The following is a 16,474-nucleotide window of genomic DNA, read 5'->3' as shown; positions in this document are numbered from 1 at the left end:
CCGTCCTTAATGAATGTTATTGCCCAGGGTCACGACGCCGTCTGACCGTTCACGTCCCAACCAGCTGGTCCATCCAAGGCGACAGGTGTTATGCGCACCGATACACAGTTCGCGTATTTCTTCATGCCGCAGGACCAGTCGAATGTCGTAGTCCAGCGGGTCCCGCAGGGTGAATCGCACCAATGCGCACATCGGCAGGTAACCCGCACCGATGGGCAGCAGTTCGTGAAAACGGTCCCAGCCCAATTCGCGAATGTGGATACGAAACTTGCCGCTGCAATCACGCACGTGTTCACCCAGCACCAGGCTTTCGCCAAGCTGGTGATTGCTGCGCCCCAACCCGTTGCGTTGTTCTTGAAGAATCTCGACACGGCGCTCAATGCACTGCTCAAGGGTCAAGGCCGCATGCTTGAAGTAATAACGCAGCACCGACTCGATCAATGCCGCCGAGTGCGCCCGTAAACTCAGCAGCCCGAGGTAAGGCAACAGGCGCCGCCAGTTCAGTTCTTGGGCATTGCGAATCGCCTCGCCACCCAGGCCGATCAACGCAAACAGCTGACTGGAAAACGGGTCGCTGGCTCCCCGTTCAAAACGAGCGCAATAACGATATTTGCGCCATACCGGTAGCATCAGGCGCTGCAACCGATGATGGAACAGGTCAAGAAAGTCGCGCGTGGTATTGACCTCTTCACCCTGCTCCAACGCTTGCTCGCCATAGAAAGCCGGTAACGGAGACGCTGAACCCACCAGCCCCATCAGGTTGAAACACAGGCGCGCACGGAGCTGCCCGTGCTCGACGAAAAACGCCACGCGCTCAACGTCACTGCCCGGAAACCCGAGACTGGGGTTTGCGACAAATTCCAGACGTTCATAAAGCACGTCTTCACTGGCGCCCGGATCGTCGTCACGCAGCCGGTCCATAACCAGCAACACGGCCTGATACAGCGAGTACTCTCGTATGCTTCGCGTCAGCCCGCTTAAAGCAGGGGCTGCAAGCCCATGCGCGGTGTCCATTGGTAAACCTCTCCGTGTGTACTGATAACGCGCAGCTCGTGGTAAGAGTTGAGGCTCGCGTAAAGGGCAAAAAACTCGTTGAGCACTGATGCAAAAACAAACACGTCGCCATCACCGATATAGCCTTTGGGGTCAATCGTCAGGTGGGTGCGTAGCCCGCGCAGCGGTAAGCCCCGATGCAGGCGATCAACGTGTTCGTGGCGGATGGAGATGAGGCCGTTCAGCAGGTTCTTGCTGATACGCTCGGCCTGTTCGTCGTAGTAGCGCGGCAGGTCGTAGGTCTGGAGAATCACCTTCAATGCCTCGACGTTGGCCAACGACAAATAGTTGAGCGACATGTTGCTGATCAACTTCCAGAGGAAGTCGCGATCGAGTGGCGGTGAGTAGCTCGACGTCACCGGACAAATGTTGCGAAACACCAGGGTCTCGGGCGTGCCTTCGGCGGGCAGGCAGATGTCGCCCTGCTGAAGCTGGCGCGGCAGGTTCTGGTTGGTGCAGGTCAATTCGACAGACAAGGTTTCGCTGCTTTCGGGTTGACGCTGGCCAAAACTCAGGTAGGTATCCAGCCCTTCGTGCAATAACGACGGGCGTTGCCTGACGCTGTAATGGGCATGTTGTTGCAATGCATCAAAACTGGGGTCGTGCTCAAACGATTCGAAGGGCACATAGGTCTGACCGCCGCTGCCTCCCACTCGCCAGCCACTGACGTCATCAACCGAAAAGACCCCGCAGTGCTCCAGCTCGATTTTTGACGGCATCACCAAGTACTCGTCCTGCTTGCCGTCCAGCCGGATGGGTATGGCATCGTGAGTGAATAAATTGACCACCGGCGTGCAATACAGCTTCACGTTCTCCAGTGTGGGCCGCAGGGGTTGGGTGCTGTGCTGGCGAATAAAAAACCGCAGTTCGAGGCCCCGGGTTTGCTTGAGGGTGTCTTGCGCCAGGCTTTCAAGGACCTCCAGCCCCTTGAGGTCGACAAACAGGAACTTGTCCTGAAAGGCGAAGTACTCCTGCAAGTAGCGATACCCGCGAAAAGTGTTCAAGGGGTAGGGGATCAGCGCCTCCTCTTCGGCAAACCCCACCGGCTGAATGTGATCTGCCGGGAGCGTGAACGCGCTCAGCGCTTGCCCGCCGTCATCGAGCGGCACGACTGTCACGTTCTCCAGATGGCGCAATAGTCCGAGATAGAGCATTTGGCTGATGTAACGCTCACCCGCCAGATGCAGGCGCAAGCGGCTGATATTCAGCTCGCCCAAATGCCCCTCACACGTCATTTGCAGGCGCAGGCTCAACATTGCGCCCCCGCCGGTCACTGAATGCTTGAGTTCCGTCAGCTGTAGAGGCAATACGTCGGTGGGGTAACAGGTGCGAAACTGACAACTCACGCCCTGGACGGGTTTACTGGCCACACCGGTATCGCGTTTAACCTGCAATGCCGCGCCTGCGTGTTGCAAAGGATCAAATTGCAACATGCTGAATGCAGGCAATGGACGCATGTAGTTGGGCCACAGCAAGTGCATCAGCGAGTGGCTCAACTCTGGCAATTCGTCATCCAGTTTCTGACGCAACCGCCCCGTCAAAAATGCAAACCCTTCAAGCAACCGTTCTACATCCGGGTCACGCCCGGCCTGGCCTAAAAACGGTGCCAACGCCGGACTACGCTCAGCGAAGCGACTGCCCAACTGGCGCAATGCCGTCAGTTCGCTTTGGTAGTAATGGTTAAAAGACACGCGATTACCTGTTTGTTGTCGATGCCGGAAAATGAAAAGGGCAGACCGTGCCGTCAGTCGACACGGACTTGACCGCTGCCATCCAGATGCGCCGAAAAGCTCACTTGACGCTTAAGCCCGCCCGCCTCCAGCAGCCCTTCAATACAGAAAGTCAGACGCAGGGGATGCTGATCATTGGGCAACGTAACGACCCGCACCTGGCTCAGGCGCGGCTCGTACTGTTCGATGAAGGTTTCAATGGCCTGACGGCCCTGACTCAATGACTCATGCAGGCTGACGCTCATGTCGTTCAGGTCGGGCAAGCCATAATCGGGCAGCGTTTGCACACTGCCCGCACGGGTGCTGAGCATCTTGGCCAGTTGGGCAGCGACTGAACTCATGATTGAAACTTCGCGGCTGTGACCGACACGTTTTTGCGCATCGCCATTCAAACGCTCGAAGAGGCTGCCGTATCCCGTCATGCTCAGCCCCGTTACTCTTTGTCCAGCTTGCCGACCAGCGACAAGGTGAAGTCAGCGCCCATGTATTTGAAATGCGGGCGCACGTTCAGGTTGACGCGGTACCAGCCAGGCTCGCCTTCAACGTCGCTGACAATGATTTGTGCTGCACGCAAGGGGCGTCGGCCACGCACTTCTGCGCCAGGGTTTTCCTGGTCGGCGACAAACTGGCGGATCCACTTGTTGAGTTCGCTCTCAAGGTCGGTGCGCTCTTTCCACGAACCCAATTGCTCACGCTGCAAAACCTTGAGGTAATGCGCCAGGCGGTTGACGATCATCATGTAAGGCAACTGGGTGCCGAGCTTGTAATTCAGCTCCGCGGTCTTGCCCTCTTCACTGATGCCAAAGAACTTGGGCTTTTGCACCGAGCTGGCCGAGAAGAACGCTGCGTTGTCGCTGCCTTTGCGCATGGTCAGGGAGATGAAGCCTTCCTCTGCCAGCTCATATTCGCGACGGTCGGACACCAGCACCTCGGTCGGGATTTTGGTTTCGATCTCGCCCATGCTTTCGAAGTGGTGCAGCGGCAGGTCTTCAACTGCGCCTCCACTCTGCGGGCCAATGATGTTGGGGCACCAGCGGAACTTGGCGAAGCTTTCAGTCAGCCTTGAGGCAAAGGTATAGGCGGTATTACCCCACAAATAATGCTCGTGACTATTGGCAACGGTCTCCTTGTACACAAACGTTTTGACCGGGTTTTCTTGCGGGTCATAGGGGTTGCGTAACAAAAAGCGCGGGACGGTCAAGGCCATGTAGCGCGCATCTTCGGACTCGCGAAAACTCTGCCATTTGGCAAATTGCGGGCCGGCGAAATGGTCTTTCAAGTCTTTGAGGTTGGGCATCCCGGTGAAACTTTCGATGCCGAAGAACTTCGGCCCGGCCGATGCGATAAAGGGCGCGTGGGCCATGCAGGCCACACTCGACACGTATTGCATCAGTTTCACGTCCGGTGAGCTGGGGGACATAAAGTAATTGGCAATGATTGCGCCCACCGGCTCGCCACCGAACTGCCCGTATTCAGCGGTATACACGTGCTTGTACAGACCCGACTGCATGACTTCGGGTGAGTCTTCAAAGTCGTCCAGCAGGTCGGTCTTGGAGACGTTGAGGATTTCAATCTTGATGTTTTCGCGGAAGTTGGTGCGGTCGACCAACAACTGCAAACCCCGCCAGGCCGACTCCAGTGACTGGAAGTCAGGGTGATGAACGATTTCGTCCATCTGCTGGCTGAGCTTGGCGTCGATCTGGGCAATCATTCGGTCAACCATTGCCTTCTTGACCGGCTCACCCTGATTCTGCGGCTTGAGCAGTTCTTCGATAAACGCTGCAACACCGCGCTTGGCGATGCCATAGGCTTCGTCATCCGGGGTGAGGCGGGTTTGAGCAATGATGCCGTCAAGAATGCTGAAGGCGGTGTTCTGGTCGTCCTGTTGCGGCGCGGCGCGAGTACTCATGAAGTGCTTTCCTTTACTGATGGGGGGCTCAAACGTCCGATGCCGGCGCAACAACCAAGTCCAGCTCACTCAGCACCCGGGCACGGGATGCCTCATCGGCCAGCACACCTTCAATCGCTTTGCGAAAACTGGGCGCATTGCCCAGCGGGCCTTTAAGTGCGACCAAGGCGTCGCGCAGCTCCATCAGTTTTTTTCAGTTCGGGCACTTGCTCCACCAGGCTCGCGGGGTTGAAGTCCTTCATGGCGCTGATGTTCAGGGCAATAGCCAACTCATCCGTGCCACCCTCCTCTTGCAGGCGGTTTGGCACATTCAGGCTCAAGCTCAGCCCTTGCTTGGCAAGCACCTCATCAAAGGTCATTTTGTCGATGGCGACGGGCTTTCGGTCTTCGAGTTTTCGCTCATCGACTTGCTGCACGTAATCGCCGATGACGAGCAACTTCAACGGCAGTTCAATCTCTTCTTGAGCGCCGCCCGTAGCGGGCTTGAACGTGATGTTGATCCGTTCTTTGGGTGCGACCGAGCCTTCTTTGGCCATGAGGTTCTTTCCTTTCGTGTGTGGCCTGTGGGCCTATTCGAGTACCACTTCAAGATCGAGGTGGCACAACCTGCGATACATCTCATCCTTGCGTTCGCGCACGTCATGGCTCTGCGGCAACAGCTCGCAACAGCGGTGCAAAAGACGTATGACTTCAAGCACCAGTTGCGGCTCCCACGCCTGCAAACCTGAGCGTTGAAGTAATTGATCGAGCATTTCGAGCTGGGTTTTGGCGAGTTCGTACTTCTTGCTGAGGAAGCACAACCGGGCGAGGGTCAGTTGCCAGTGAAAACGCTCCCGCTCGTTTTGCGCACTGGCCAGCCCGCGCTTGAGCTGTTGCACCGCAGACTTGAAGCCACTGCTGCGAGCAACCTCTTGAGCCTCTTGCAGCGCAACCTCCCAGAGCGGTCGAGCAACGTTGGGTGCCACGGATTCGGGGGCGGGCTGCGTCTGTAAATGCGGCATGACGCAGGTTGCAATCCAGTCGTGGGTCTGAGGGTCGGCAAACGGTGTGCCGTCGCTAAAGCGCAGTTGCGCAAGGCCCGGAAGCCGCTGAAGGAGGAGTGCCATATGCTGTTCAACTTCACGCATGGCCACGTCAGCCTTCAACGCGCTCAAACACGCCCAAACCCTGCGCTGACCATCGAACCAGAACGGGGCTTTGCTCAGGCAGGCTTCCAGCGCCATCAGCAAGTCGGCGAACTGCTGGAGCTCAAACTGTTGGTCAAACGTTTTAAGTGTCTGCGCCGCCGGGCCGCGCACCGGTGTGATGTGTTCGCCATTGCGTTCAGGCGCCACGTAGATGGCCATCCAGGTCAGCGTTCGGTTCAGGCGCAACGCCCGCAGGTCAGTGGCGTTCTGTTTTAGCCACCAGACACACAATGTCCGTGCGTTGTGCTGAAGGGCACGCAACGATTTTTGCGCGTCTTTTTCGCTATCAATCGGCGAGGTGTTCTCAATCAATTGGGTCGCCACGTGCCTGACCTGCGCCACCATTGACGAAAGGGGGCCTGGCGCTTGCTGATTATCGGCGGCTCGCTCAACCATACGGCTCAAACGGCGGCAAACCGGTAACAGCAGCGGCACCTCGTCGCCCAAATGCAAGGTCAACACGCGCTCCAACTCCAACAGCAGTTCAACCATGTGCCTAAACAGCGGCAGTTGCTCCTGAAGAGGAATACTGTCATTGAGCGCCCGATCCAGACGCACAGTTAGCCAACTGATGGCCGCCGCCCGCGTACGCGGCTTGAGCGGGTGAATAAGCGCCCATTGCCGGGTGCACAGGTGATGCAGCAGCCCCAAACCCGCCAGCAATCCATTGAAGGACTCGCGCTGATACAACGCCCACGTCAACCAGACACCCACGCGCAGGTCTTTGGACTGGTCACACAGCAGCGCTTCGCTTTGCTCTTGTACGGCCAGCCAGTCGATCGGGACGCTTTCATGCAGTGATTGAGCTTTGCCCAGCTCGCGCTCCAGGGCCTCGAACTCATGAGAGAAACGCACGTCGTTGCCGGCGAAGCTGTCTTTGAATACCGGCGATTTGGCCAAACTGACAACCCGTGCATACAGCTTGTTGGCATAGGTCATGGCCTGCCGCCAACCAAAGAAGAACGCGCACTCAATGCTGTCGAAAAACAAGAGAAAGTTGCCACTGGCCACTACCGATTCCGTTCAAGTGGCGAGACAGTATTGGAAAGGGAAAGTAAAAAATGTCGGAATTTTCCGTATTTTTTAAAGAAGCGTCTTCACGCTAAAAAAACCTTGAAAACAACTTGCTAGGAATAAAATCGCTATCAAATACAGCCCAATCCCTACGACTCCAAAGGATAAATAAACGGACCGTTTCACCCCCCCGCCCAAGGGAACGCACGTGCGCACCAATCACCAGCACCCGCCGCCGGATTTGCCCCAAAACTCAGCGTCTGCTAGTGTCGGCCGGTTTTAACGCCTACCGAGAGCGACGCCATGGCCCGCAAAAAAACTTCCCCGGATTTCGAGCAGTCCCTCGCAGAGCTGCAAACACTGGTCGAGCGCCTGGAAAACGGCGAGCTGTCGCTTGAAGACTCGCTGACAGCCTTCGAACAAGGCATTCGCCTGACCCGTGATTGCCAGGGCGCACTCACTCAAGCCGAGCAAAAAGTGCAGATATTGCTTGAGCGTGATGGCGAGCTGGCGCAAGAACCCTTCGATGCGGAACAGCCCGAATGATTGATGCCTACCAGGCCAGCAGCCAGGCCCGCGTCAATGCGGCCCTTGAACGCTTGTTTGTCGCGCCGTCGCCGCAGTTGGCCCGTCTATATGAGGCCATGCGCTATAGCGTCATGAATGGAGGCAAGCGGGTTCGCCCGCTGCTGGCGTATGCCGCTTGCCAAGCCTTGGGTTGCCCACCCGAGCACGCCAACGGTGCAGCCTGCGCAGTAGAACTTATTCATGCCTACTCGCTGGTACACGATGATTTGCCCGCGATGGACGACGACGACCTGCGCCGTGGCCAGCCCACTACGCACAAAGCCTTCGATGAAGCCTGCGCAATTCTGGCCGGTGACGGTTTGCAAAGCCTGGCGTTCAGCGCCCTGCTCGACACGCACATGAGCACACTGGATGCCCAGACGCGCTTACAGATGGTGTCTGACTTGGCATTGGCCGCAGGCCCGGCAGGCATGGTAGGCGGTCAAGCCATCGACCTCGGCTCAGTCGGCATCAAGCTTGATCAAAACGCCCTGGAATACATGCACCGGCACAAGACCGGCGCCCTGATCGAAGCCAGTGTGCAACTGGGCGCATTGGCCAGCGGCCGTGCCCAGCCCAGTGACTTGCAGGCCCTGAAGGTGTATGCGCGGGCCATTGGTCTGGCGTTTCAAGTGCAGGACGACATCCTTGATGTGGAAGGCGATACCGCCACCCTGGGCAAACAGTCGGGCGCCGATGCGGCCCGTGACAAGCCTACGTACCCGTCTTTGATGGGCCTGAACGCCGCCAAAGCCTATGCACTTGAGCTGCGCGATCAGGCCATTGACGCCCTGCGACCTTTTGATGCAGCGGCAGAGCCATTGCGTGAACTGGCGCGCTATATCGTAGAGCGCCGCCACTAAAAGCGGCGCTATCCCGATATTTCAGACACGCTCTAATGCCAAGGTCTGACTAACGAATACCAGACTCCGTGGGCAGCTTACGTTGCATAAGGTAAACTGCCGCCTCTTCTTATACCTATAACGATTCGCCTGATGCCAACGACGTTTCATGAGTTTCCCCGCAAGCGCCCGACCACGCCCCTGCTCGACCGAGCCGGCACGCCTGCGGGCCTGCGCCGGTTAGCCGAAGCCGAGCTGGAACCTTTGGCCGATGAATTGCGCCAGGAACTGCTCTACACCGTCGGCCAGACGGGCGGGCATTTTGGTGCAGGCTTAGGCGTCATCGAGCTGACCATCGCGTTGCACTACGTGTTTGACACCCCGGACGACCGCGTGGTGTGGGACGTGGGTCATCAGGCGTATCCGCACAAAATTCTCACCGGCCGTCGTGAGCAAATGGCGACCTTGCGCCAGAAGGACGGCGTTGCCGCCTTTCCGCGTCGTTCCGAGAGCGAGTACGACACCTTTGGCGTCGGTCACTCCAGCACCTCGATCAGCGCTGCGCTGGGCATGGCAATTGCCGCCCGTTTGCAAAACAGCGACCGCAAAGCCATTGCGGTGATCGGTGATGGCGCCTTGACCGCTGGCATGGCGTTTGAAGCGTTGAACCATGCGCCGGAGGTCAACGCCAACATGTTGGTGATCCTCAACGACAACGACATGTCGATCTCGCGCAATGTGGGCGGGTTGTCCAACTACCTGGCCAAAATTCTGTCGAGCCGCACCTACGCCAGCATGCGCGAAGGCAGCAAGAAAGTGCTGTCGCGCTTGCCCGGCGCCTGGGAAATCGCCCGTCGCACCGAAGAATATGCCAAAGGCATGTTGGTGCCCGGCACGTTGTTTGAAGAACTGGGCTGGAACTACATCGGCCCGATTGACGGCCACGACCTGCCGACACTGATCGCGACGCTGCGCAACATGCGCGACCTCAAAGGCCCGCAGTTCCTGCACATCGTCACCAAAAAGGGCAAGGGCTTCGCCCCGGCAGAAGTCGACCCGATCGGTTACCACGCCATCACCAAACTTGAACCGCTGGACGCGCCAAAAGCCGCCCCCAAAGCGGCGAGCGGGCCTAAGTATTCCGCCGTGTTTGGCGAGTGGTTATGCGACATGGCCGCCGCCGATCAGCGCCTGGTGGGCATTACCCCGGCGATGAAAGAGGGATCGGACCTGATCGCATTCAGCGAGCGCTTCCCGTTGCGTTATTTCGACGTGGCCATTGCTGAACAACACGCCGTAACCTTTGCCGCGGGCATGGCCTGCGAAGGCGCCAAGCCTGTGGTGGCCATTTATTCGACGTTCCTGCAACGCGGTTATGACCAATTGGTACACGACGTGGCCGTGCAAAACCTGGACGTGCTGTTTGCCATCGACCGTGCGGGCCTGGTGGGTGAAGACGGCCCAACCCATGCCGGCAGCTTCGACCTGTCTTACCTGCGCTGCATTCCGGGCATGGTCATCATGACCCCGAGTGACGAAAACGAATTGCGCAAAATGCTCACCACCGGCCATCTGTATAACGGCCCGGCGGCGGTGCGTTACCCACGCGGTACGGGGCCCAATACGCCCATCGAGAAAACACTGGAACCGATCGAGATCGGCAAAGGCGTGATCCGTCGCAAAGGGTCGAAAGTGGCGATGCTGGTGTTCGGCGTGCAACTGGCCCAAGCCCTGCAAGTGGCCGAAACACTCGACGCCACTGTGGTCGACATGCGTTTCGTTAAACCGATGGATGAAGCGCTGGTGCGAGAAATGGCCAACAGCCACGACCTGTTGGTGACCGTCGAAGAAAACGCCATCATGGGCGGCGCAGGCTCAGCGGTCAGTGAGTTCATGGCCCGCGAAAACCTGCTTAAGCCCATTCTTCACCTGGGCTTGCCGGACGTGTACGTCGAGCACGCCAAACCGAGCCAGATGCTGGCCGAATGCGGTCTGGATGCGCCAGGCATTGAAGCCTCGGTGCGCCAGCGCATGGCACTGCTGGGGCTTTAAAAACACTCTGTAGTCGCTGCCGCAGGCTGCGAAGGGTTGGGGGTGCGTCGTGGCGACGGACCTTTTTCTTGAAGGCCTTGGGCCCTTATCGCAGCCTGCGGCGGCGACTACAGAATCCGGATTCCATGAAACATCTGCGCACAGCCTTATTCCTCAGCTTTATCCCTGCCAGCTCGCTGATGGCCGACGCCATTGAACGTGACGACGCGCTCAAGCTCCCGCAAACACTGATCACCGGCAATCGCCAGGTAGAGGCGCGCTCGGACAGCAGCAGCGCCAATACAGTGTTTACCCGCGCCGACATCGACCGCCTGCAACCCACCAGCCTGAGCGACCTGCTGGGGCGCGTGCCCGGCGTACAAGTCGCACGCAGTGGTGGGCGCGGAGCGTTACCGGGCATCTATATTCGTGGCACCAAGTCAGCGCAAAGCCTGGTTCTGGTGGACGGCCAGCGCATGGCCAATGCCACGTCGGCCGACAGCAACCTGCAATACCTGAACATTGACCAGATCGAGCGCGTCGAAGTGCTGCGCGGCTCGCGCTCGGTGATATATGGCAGCGATGCCATCGGCGGCGTGATTCAGATTTTTACCCGACGTGGCGCCCATCAAGCGCCGCAACTGCGTCTGCACAGTGCGATGGGCAGCTATGGCAGCTCGCAAAACAGCGTGGGGGTTTCTGGCGGGGATGCGCAAACACGCTTCAACCTCAGCGGGGCGCTGGAGGAAACGGCGGGTATTAATCGCACCACCGTGTCCTACCCGGTCGATAACGATCACGACGCTTACCGTAACAAATCCGTCAGCCTGAACCTGAACCACAGCCTGAACGACACACTGGAAGTCGGGATCAGTGCCATCAAGAGCACCGGCAAAACCGAACTGGATGCCATGTTCGGCCAACAGGGTTACAGCGATTTCGACATCAGCAGCGTGGGCAGTTTTATCGATGCGCAGCTCTCAGAGCGCTGGAACTCACGCCTTGAGCTGGGCCATAGCGAGAACCGCGAAAAGACCCGGGACAAGCTCAGCCCCGCCCTTTACAGCTTCAACACCTATCGCGACGCGTTGAATTGGCAGAACACCCTGACGCTGGACGATCAAAACAGCCTGATGCTTGGCCTTGATGCGTATGAAGACCGGGTACGCAGCAGCACTGACTTTGAGCAAGACAGCCGCTGGAACCGCGCAGCGTTTGTTCAGCATCGCTTTGAGGGCGAGTACTTTTCGACGGAGCTGGGGCTGCGTCACGACAAAAACCAACAATTTGGTAGCAACAACACCTGGAGTGGCAGCCTGACGGTGCCGTTGAATGCGGACAACGATGTGCTGCTGTCCTACAGCGAGGGCTTTCGTGCGCCAACGTTTAACGATTTGTACTACCCGCAGTTTGGCAACCCGTCACTCAAACCCGAGCATTCCAAAAGCTACGAACTGCAATGGCGCAGTCAGTTAAGCGACACCAGCCGACTGGAGACATCGCTGTATCGCACAGACATTCGCGACGCAATCGTGGCAGATGCCGACTGGATTCAGCAAAACATTGGCTCAGCCCGCATTACCGGTTTTGAAAGCGCGCTGCATCAAGAGTGGTTCGGCTGGCAAAGCAGCCTGGGCGTCGCAATCATCGACCCGCGCGACCGTGACACGGGCAAAACCCTGAGCCGTCGCGCGCGGCGCACGTTGAGCCTGGATCTGGATCGTCAGTTTGATCGCCTGGGCGTCGGCGCCAGTTGGCAAGCGGTGAGCAGCAGCTATAACGACGAAGCCAATCAACAGCCGATTGGCGGCTATGGACTGTTAGGGCTGCGGGGCAACTGGCAGGCCAGTTCAGAGGTGCGCCTGGAGGTGAAAGTCGACAACCTGCTGGATAAAACCTTCACCCGCGCGCTATACGGCTATGAAGGGCAGTATTACGGCTATCGCGAAGAGCGGCGCAGCCTGCAATTTGGCGTGACCTGGACGCCCCCCTTATAACCCCGACGGCTGTGTTTTTTAGATCAACCGCTCGCAGCCTTCGCCAGCGTCTACGGGGTTATCGACAGTTGCCGACAGAGCTTGGCTGTTGCTTCGATCATCTGCCCGCTCGGCCGTTCAAGACCTTTGTCGCTCAATAAAAGTAATCGCCCGTGCTTTACCGCGTCGATCTGCGGCCAGGCTTTCCAGGCAGTCAACTGCGCCTGGGTGCCTGCAATGATCACCTCAGGGTTGCGCTGCAACACAGACTCGATGCTGACCTGCGGTGCAGGCAGATGAAGGTCTGCAAACACATTGCTGGCGCCGCATACCGCCAGTGCATCGCTGATGATTTGCCCGCCACCTACGGTGTACAGCGGTTGATCCCACACTTGGTAAAACACCCGCAATGGTGTGTCACGGTGATACTGCTCGCGCAGCTCAGCCAGCCGCGCCCGCCACTGCGTGGCCAGTTCATGGCCGCGCTCGGGGCGATTCAAGGCAATGGCCAGGGCTTGGACCTGTTCGGCCAGTTCACTCAGACTTTTGGGTTCAGCACTGTAGGTCGGGATGTTCAACCGGCGCAGTTGTTCGCGTTGCGCAACGCCGACACTGCCCGGCCATAGCAAGAGCAAGTCCGGTTGCAGGCTGACCACGCGCTCCATGTCCAACTGACCATAGCCGCCCACTGAAGGGACATGGGCCAGTTCCGGCAAGGGCTCGCCTGCGTCCAGACGCCCGACCAGCAGGTCGCTGGCGCCCAGCTCTACCACCATTTCAGACAGCGACGGTGCCAGGCTGACCACCCGCGTGGCGGCCATGCCGGGTACGCCCACGGCCAGCAACGCAAGCGCCAGCCACAGGCGCATCAACCGACCTGACGAGGAATGCGATAGAGGTAAAACAGCACCAGCGTCGACAACGCCAGCAGCAACAGCGGCACACCTTCAAGCCCGACAAATACCGCCAGCGCGGCGATCCAGGCAGGCAGCCCGGCGGCCAGCAAAGCACGCCGCCGTACCTGCGCCAGATGATCCCAGGCAGCAGGCTCTTGCGCGGTATCGAGGGCTTTTTGCAGGTTGATCAGGCCATGTTTGTAGGGGCTGAACGTGCGCAGGGTGACAAACATCGACGCCACACCGGCAATAAAGAAAGGCATTGTCAGCCCAGGCAGCAAGGGTTCGGACTTGCCGAAAAACCAGTTGGCCAATGCCAGCGGCAGCAGGGTCAGTACCAACTGTTGCCACCAACTGAAACTCAAGCGCCGACGACGCTGGCCCCGGGTCACGCCGGGTCAGCCTCGTTCTGGTGTTGATTGCCCATCATGTGCCCGAGTTTATTGGCCTTGGTCGCCAGGTACAGCTTGTTGTGCGGGTTGTGGCCGGTGTGCAGCGGCACACGCTCAGCGACGGTGATGCCCATATCGGTCAAGGCTTTGACCTTGCGCGGGTTGTTGGTCATCAAACGCAGGGACTTGACGCCCATGTGCTCAAGCATCGGCAGGCAGATTGCGTAATCACGCTGATCGGCCGCAAAGCCCAGACGTTCGTTGGCCTCAACGGTGTCAGCGCCGCCGTCCTGCAACTCGTAGGCGCGGATCTTGTTCAGCAGGCCAATGCCGCGGCCTTCCTGACGCAAGTACAGCAACACGCCGCGGCCTTCGCGGGCGATGGCCTGCAAGGCCGCTTCGAGCTGTGAACCGCAGTCACAGCGTTGACTGAACAGTGCATCGCCGGTCAGGCATTCAGAATGCACCCGGCCCAGCACGGGCGCGCCATCCGCCACGTCGCCCAAACTGAGCACAACGTGTTCACGACCCGTGGCTTTCTCAAGGAAGCCATGCATGGTGAATTCGGCAAAGGGAGTAGGGAGTTTGCAAGCGGCAACAAAAGCGACGGGCACCGTGTGCTCCTGATCAATTTGAGGACTGGAAATTCGCAGAGGCGGCATTGTAGCAGGAGGTTCCTACAGACGCTTAGGCTGAATTATCGGAGATAAATATCAAAAAGTTTGATTCTTTTGAGGCGCTGCTTCAACTTCGTAGTCGCTGCTGCAGGCTGCGAGACGGGTGAACGACCTGCACCTTTTTTAAAGCACGACCGCTGTGCGGCCGATCGCAGCCTGTGGCAGCGACTACGGGTTAGATGCCACGGAAATGCTGGTAACCACGAATGGCCGGGGTGATGTCTTGCCCATCAGCATCCAACAACCCAACGCCCTGCCCTTCAACCACACGGCCAATCACGTGGATCGGCCAGCCGTCCGCCTGCAGGGTCGGCACATCGCGCTCAGGCAAGGTAAACGCCAGTACGTAGTCGTCGCCGCCGCTCAAGGCCGCTTGCTGCGCGCCCGCGCTGCCCAAAAACTCTTCCAGGGCCAATGAGACCGGCACGCGATCACGGTCGATCAGCAGCCGCACCTGTGAGGCCAGCGCGATGTGCCCGCAATCGGCCAACAAGCCGTCGGAGATATCCAGCGCGCTGGTGGCTTTGCCGCGCAGCGCCTGGCCCAACGCCAGTTGCGGCTGCGGCGACCAGTAATGCGCCAGCAAAGGTTGCGCAATAAACGATTCGGCGCTGCGCTGGCCCAACACCAAGGGCAAGGCCCCGGCGGCATTGCCCAACTCACCGCCCACGCACAACACATCACCCGGCTGCGCACCGCTGCGGGTCAGGGCACGCCCGCTGGGCACGCGGCCGAACACCGTGAGCGTCAAGCACAGCGGCCCCCGCGTGGTGTCGCCACCGATCAGGCGCAGATTGCACGCCACAGCCATTTGATTCAAACCCCGGGCGAACGCTTGCAGCCAATCGGTGTGAACCGTCGGCAAGGTCAGGGCAAGGGTAAACGCGAGGGGGGTTGCGCCCATGGCCGCCAAATCACTGGCCGCCACTGCCAGCGAACGCTGACCGAGCAAGAAAGGGTCGCAAGGATCTGCGAAGTGCACGCCTGCCACCAGCGTGTCGGTAGAGATAGCCAGTTGTTCCCCGAAGGGAACATCCAGCAGGGCGCAGTCGTCGCCAATACCCAGCGCAACGCCCTCGCCGCCTTGGGCACAAGGCGCGGCAGCGAAAACGGTGCGGATCAGCTCAAACTCGCCCATGGCATGCAGCGCTGTTTAGCGCTTGAACGCTTTAACTTCGGCTTCACGCAGGCGTGGTGCCAATTTGTCGAGTACACCGTTGACGAACTTGTGGCCGTCGGTGGAACCGTACACTTTGGCCAGCTCGATGCCTTCGTTGATCACAACGCGGTAAGGCACGTCGACACGCTTGATCAGTTCCCAGGTGGACAGACGCAGTACAGCCAGTTCAACCGGGTCCAGCTCTTCGATGGTGATGTCCAGACACGGGGTCAGGGCAGCATCGATTTCGCCACGGTGTGCAGGCACGCCGTGCAGGATTTCACGGAAGTAAGCCGCATCAACGTCAGTGAAGTCGTTATCAACGCGAAACTGCGCTTCGATTTCGTTCAACGAATGCTTGGCCATGTGCCACTGGTACAGCGCCTGGGTCGCGAGCTGACGCGCTTCGCGACGTTTGGCACTTTTAGAGGGCTTGCCAGCGTCCGCAGGTTTTGGATCGCGCGGGTTGAAACGATCGCTTTCGTCGGAAATCACTTGGCCTCCAACTGCGCCAACAGGCTGACCATTTCGAGGGCGGACAAGGCAGCTTCTGCGCCTTTGTTACCGGCTTTGGTGCCGGAACGCTCGATGGCTTGCTCGATGGAGTCAACGGTCAGCACGCCGAATGCAACCGGTACGCCGAACTGCATGGACACCTGGGCCAAGCCTTTGGTGCACTCGCCAGCAACGTATTCGAAGTGCGGCGTACCGCCACGAATCACAGCGCCCAGGGCGATGATGGCGGCGAATTCGTTGCGCTGGGCAACCTTTTGCGCAACCAACGGGATTTCGAACGCACCCGGCGCGCGAATGAGGGTGATGTCACTTTCGTTCACACCGTGGCGAACCAGGGCATCAACGGCACCACTCACCAGGCTTTCGACAACAAAGCTGTTGAAACGGCCAACTACAAGTGCGTAGCGACCTTTGGGGGCAATGAAGGTACCTTCGATGGTCTTCAGGGTCATTCGGTATGTCTCGTATTAAAGAGCCAGAACGCACTCGCGTGCGTTCTTTAAGGAGTTTGGGCCACGAATTTCA

Annotated in this window: 15 protein-coding genes and 1 pseudogene; 4 read left to right on the top strand and 12 right to left on the bottom strand. The window is 58.8% G+C overall.

From position 1 onward, the window contains the following. Window positions 1-6 precede the first annotated feature (6 nt). The 6 genes and pseudogenes from tssG to tssA form a co-directional block, all read right to left on the bottom strand. Window positions 7-1,014, bottom strand: coding sequence for a type VI secretion system baseplate subunit TssG (gene tssG / locus ACP7A4_RS00435; RefSeq protein ID WP_059763776.1), 1,008 nt, complete (start codon window positions 1,012-1,014; stop codon window positions 7-9). Continuing rightward, entirely contained in the window at window positions 978-2,744 is a 1,767-nt protein-coding gene (tssF, locus tag ACP7A4_RS00430) for a type VI secretion system baseplate subunit TssF (protein ID WP_426245065.1), read from the bottom strand. The genes tssG and tssF overlap by 37 nt, the downstream gene beginning before the upstream one ends. A 53-nt stretch (window positions 2,745-2,797) precedes the next feature. Continuing rightward, window positions 2,798-3,205 carry a type VI secretion system baseplate subunit TssE gene (tssE, locus tag ACP7A4_RS00425; RefSeq protein WP_059763772.1) on the bottom strand — a complete coding sequence of 136 codons (408 nt, stop codon included), beginning with the start codon at window positions 3,203-3,205 and terminating at the stop codon, window positions 2,798-2,800. Window positions 3,206-3,216: 11 nt separating this feature from the next. Then, window positions 3,217-4,692, bottom strand: a complete 1,476-nt coding sequence (gene tssC / locus ACP7A4_RS00420) for a type VI secretion system contractile sheath large subunit (RefSeq protein ID WP_426245062.1) — start codon at window positions 4,690-4,692, stop codon at window positions 3,217-3,219. 28 nt (window positions 4,693-4,720) lie between these two features. Beyond that, window positions 4,721-5,228 (bottom strand): annotated as a pseudogene (gene tssB, locus ACP7A4_RS00415) (type VI secretion system contractile sheath small subunit). Between the two features lie 33 nt (window positions 5,229-5,261). Further along, a complete protein-coding gene (gene tssA, locus ACP7A4_RS00410; protein WP_426245858.1) occupies window positions 5,262-6,818 on the bottom strand; it encodes a type VI secretion system protein TssA in 1,557 nt (518 codons plus the stop codon). 378 nt (window positions 6,819-7,196) lie between these two features. On the opposite strand from tssA, the gene ACP7A4_RS00405 reads away from it, so the two are divergent. From ACP7A4_RS00405 to ACP7A4_RS00390, 4 genes are all read left to right on the top strand, one after another. Beyond that, window positions 7,197-7,439: an exodeoxyribonuclease VII small subunit gene (locus ACP7A4_RS00405; RefSeq protein WP_048362345.1), complete on the top strand. Its 243-nt coding sequence runs from the start codon at window positions 7,197-7,199 to the stop codon at window positions 7,437-7,439. Beyond that, window positions 7,436-8,323: a (2E,6E)-farnesyl diphosphate synthase gene (gene ispA / locus ACP7A4_RS00400; RefSeq protein WP_048362344.1), complete on the top strand. Its 888-nt coding sequence runs from the start codon at window positions 7,436-7,438 to the stop codon at window positions 8,321-8,323. Before ACP7A4_RS00405 ends, ispA begins: the two co-directional genes overlap by 4 nt. A gap of 132 nt (window positions 8,324-8,455) precedes the next feature. Then, entirely contained in the window at window positions 8,456-10,354 is a 1,899-nt protein-coding gene (dxs, locus tag ACP7A4_RS00395) for a 1-deoxy-D-xylulose-5-phosphate synthase (RefSeq protein ID WP_059763766.1), read from the top strand. A gap of 125 nt (window positions 10,355-10,479) precedes the next feature. Further along, window positions 10,480-12,330 carry a TonB-dependent receptor domain-containing protein gene (locus ACP7A4_RS00390; RefSeq protein ID WP_426245059.1) on the top strand — a complete coding sequence of 617 codons (1,851 nt, stop codon included), beginning with the start codon at window positions 10,480-10,482 and terminating at the stop codon, window positions 12,328-12,330. Window positions 12,331-12,380: 50 nt separating this feature from the next. Here the strand turns inward: ACP7A4_RS00390 and ACP7A4_RS00385 are convergent, their stop codons facing one another. The 6 genes from ACP7A4_RS00385 to ribH all read right to left on the bottom strand — a co-directional run bounded on the left by ACP7A4_RS00385 (window position 12,381) and on the right by ribH (window position 16,401). After that, window positions 12,381-13,178 carry a cobalamin-binding protein gene (locus tag ACP7A4_RS00385; RefSeq protein ID WP_426245057.1) on the bottom strand — a complete coding sequence of 266 codons (798 nt, stop codon included), beginning with the start codon at window positions 13,176-13,178 and terminating at the stop codon, window positions 12,381-12,383. Continuing rightward, window positions 13,178-13,597, bottom strand: a complete 420-nt coding sequence (locus tag ACP7A4_RS00380) for a hypothetical protein (RefSeq protein ID WP_048362340.1) — start codon at window positions 13,595-13,597, stop codon at window positions 13,178-13,180. Before ACP7A4_RS00380 ends, ACP7A4_RS00385 begins: the two co-directional genes overlap by 1 nt. Beyond that, window positions 13,594-14,211 carry a GTP cyclohydrolase II gene (gene ribA / locus ACP7A4_RS00375; protein WP_059764020.1) on the bottom strand — a complete coding sequence of 206 codons (618 nt, stop codon included), beginning with the start codon at window positions 14,209-14,211 and terminating at the stop codon, window positions 13,594-13,596. The genes ACP7A4_RS00380 and ribA overlap by 4 nt, the downstream gene beginning before the upstream one ends. 238 nt (window positions 14,212-14,449) lie before the next feature. Next, on the bottom strand, window positions 14,450-15,412 hold the full coding sequence (gene thiL / locus ACP7A4_RS00370) for a thiamine-phosphate kinase (RefSeq protein WP_426245055.1): 963 nt from the start codon (window positions 15,410-15,412) through the stop codon (window positions 14,450-14,452). Window positions 15,413-15,427: 15 nt separating this feature from the next. After that, entirely contained in the window at window positions 15,428-15,928 is a 501-nt protein-coding gene (nusB, locus tag ACP7A4_RS00365; protein WP_019409429.1) for a transcription antitermination factor NusB, read from the bottom strand. Continuing rightward, the gene (gene ribH / locus ACP7A4_RS00360) at window positions 15,925-16,401 is read right to left on the bottom strand and encodes a 6,7-dimethyl-8-ribityllumazine synthase (protein ID WP_059763753.1); all 477 of its coding nucleotides are present in this window, start codon (window positions 16,399-16,401) and stop codon (window positions 15,925-15,927) included. Before ribH ends, nusB begins: the two co-directional genes overlap by 4 nt. Between the last annotated feature and the right edge of the window lie 73 nt (window positions 16,402-16,474).

It is taken from the genome of Pseudomonas sp. TWR3-1-1, assembly GCF_049896545.1.
GTDB classification, from domain to species: domain Bacteria; phylum Pseudomonadota; class Gammaproteobacteria; order Pseudomonadales; family Pseudomonadaceae; genus Aquipseudomonas; species Aquipseudomonas weihenstephanensis.
This window is presented reverse-complemented; position numbering and strand designations above follow the sequence as displayed.

Coding starts and splice junctions, on each gene's coding strand:
- tssG (WP_059763776.1), bottom strand. CDS start 1,014: ATGGACACCGCGCATGGGCTTGCAGCCCCTGCTTTAAGCGGGCTGACG.
- tssC (WP_426245062.1), bottom strand. CDS start 4,692: ATGAGTACTCGCGCCGCGCCGCAACAGGACGACCAGAACACCGCCTTC.
- tssA (WP_426245858.1), bottom strand. CDS start 6,818: ATGACCTATGCCAACAAGCTGTATGCACGGGTTGTCAGTTTGGCCAAA.
- ACP7A4_RS00385 (WP_426245057.1), bottom strand. CDS start 13,178: ATGCGCCTGTGGCTGGCGCTTGCGTTGCTGGCCGTGGGCGTACCCGGC.
- ribH (WP_059763753.1), bottom strand. CDS start 16,401: ATGACCCTGAAGACCATCGAAGGTACCTTCATTGCCCCCAAAGGTCGC.
- ispA (WP_048362344.1), top strand. CDS start 7,436: ATGATTGATGCCTACCAGGCCAGCAGCCAGGCCCGCGTCAATGCGGCC.
- thiL (WP_426245055.1), bottom strand. CDS start 15,412: ATGGGCGAGTTTGAGCTGATCCGCACCGTTTTCGCTGCCGCGCCTTGT.
- ACP7A4_RS00390 (WP_426245059.1), top strand. CDS start 10,480: ATGAAACATCTGCGCACAGCCTTATTCCTCAGCTTTATCCCTGCCAGC.
- tssE (WP_059763772.1), bottom strand. CDS start 3,205: ATGACGGGATACGGCAGCCTCTTCGAGCGTTTGAATGGCGATGCGCAA.
- ACP7A4_RS00405 (WP_048362345.1), top strand. CDS start 7,197: ATGGCCCGCAAAAAAACTTCCCCGGATTTCGAGCAGTCCCTCGCAGAG.
- dxs (WP_059763766.1), top strand. CDS start 8,456: ATGCCAACGACGTTTCATGAGTTTCCCCGCAAGCGCCCGACCACGCCC.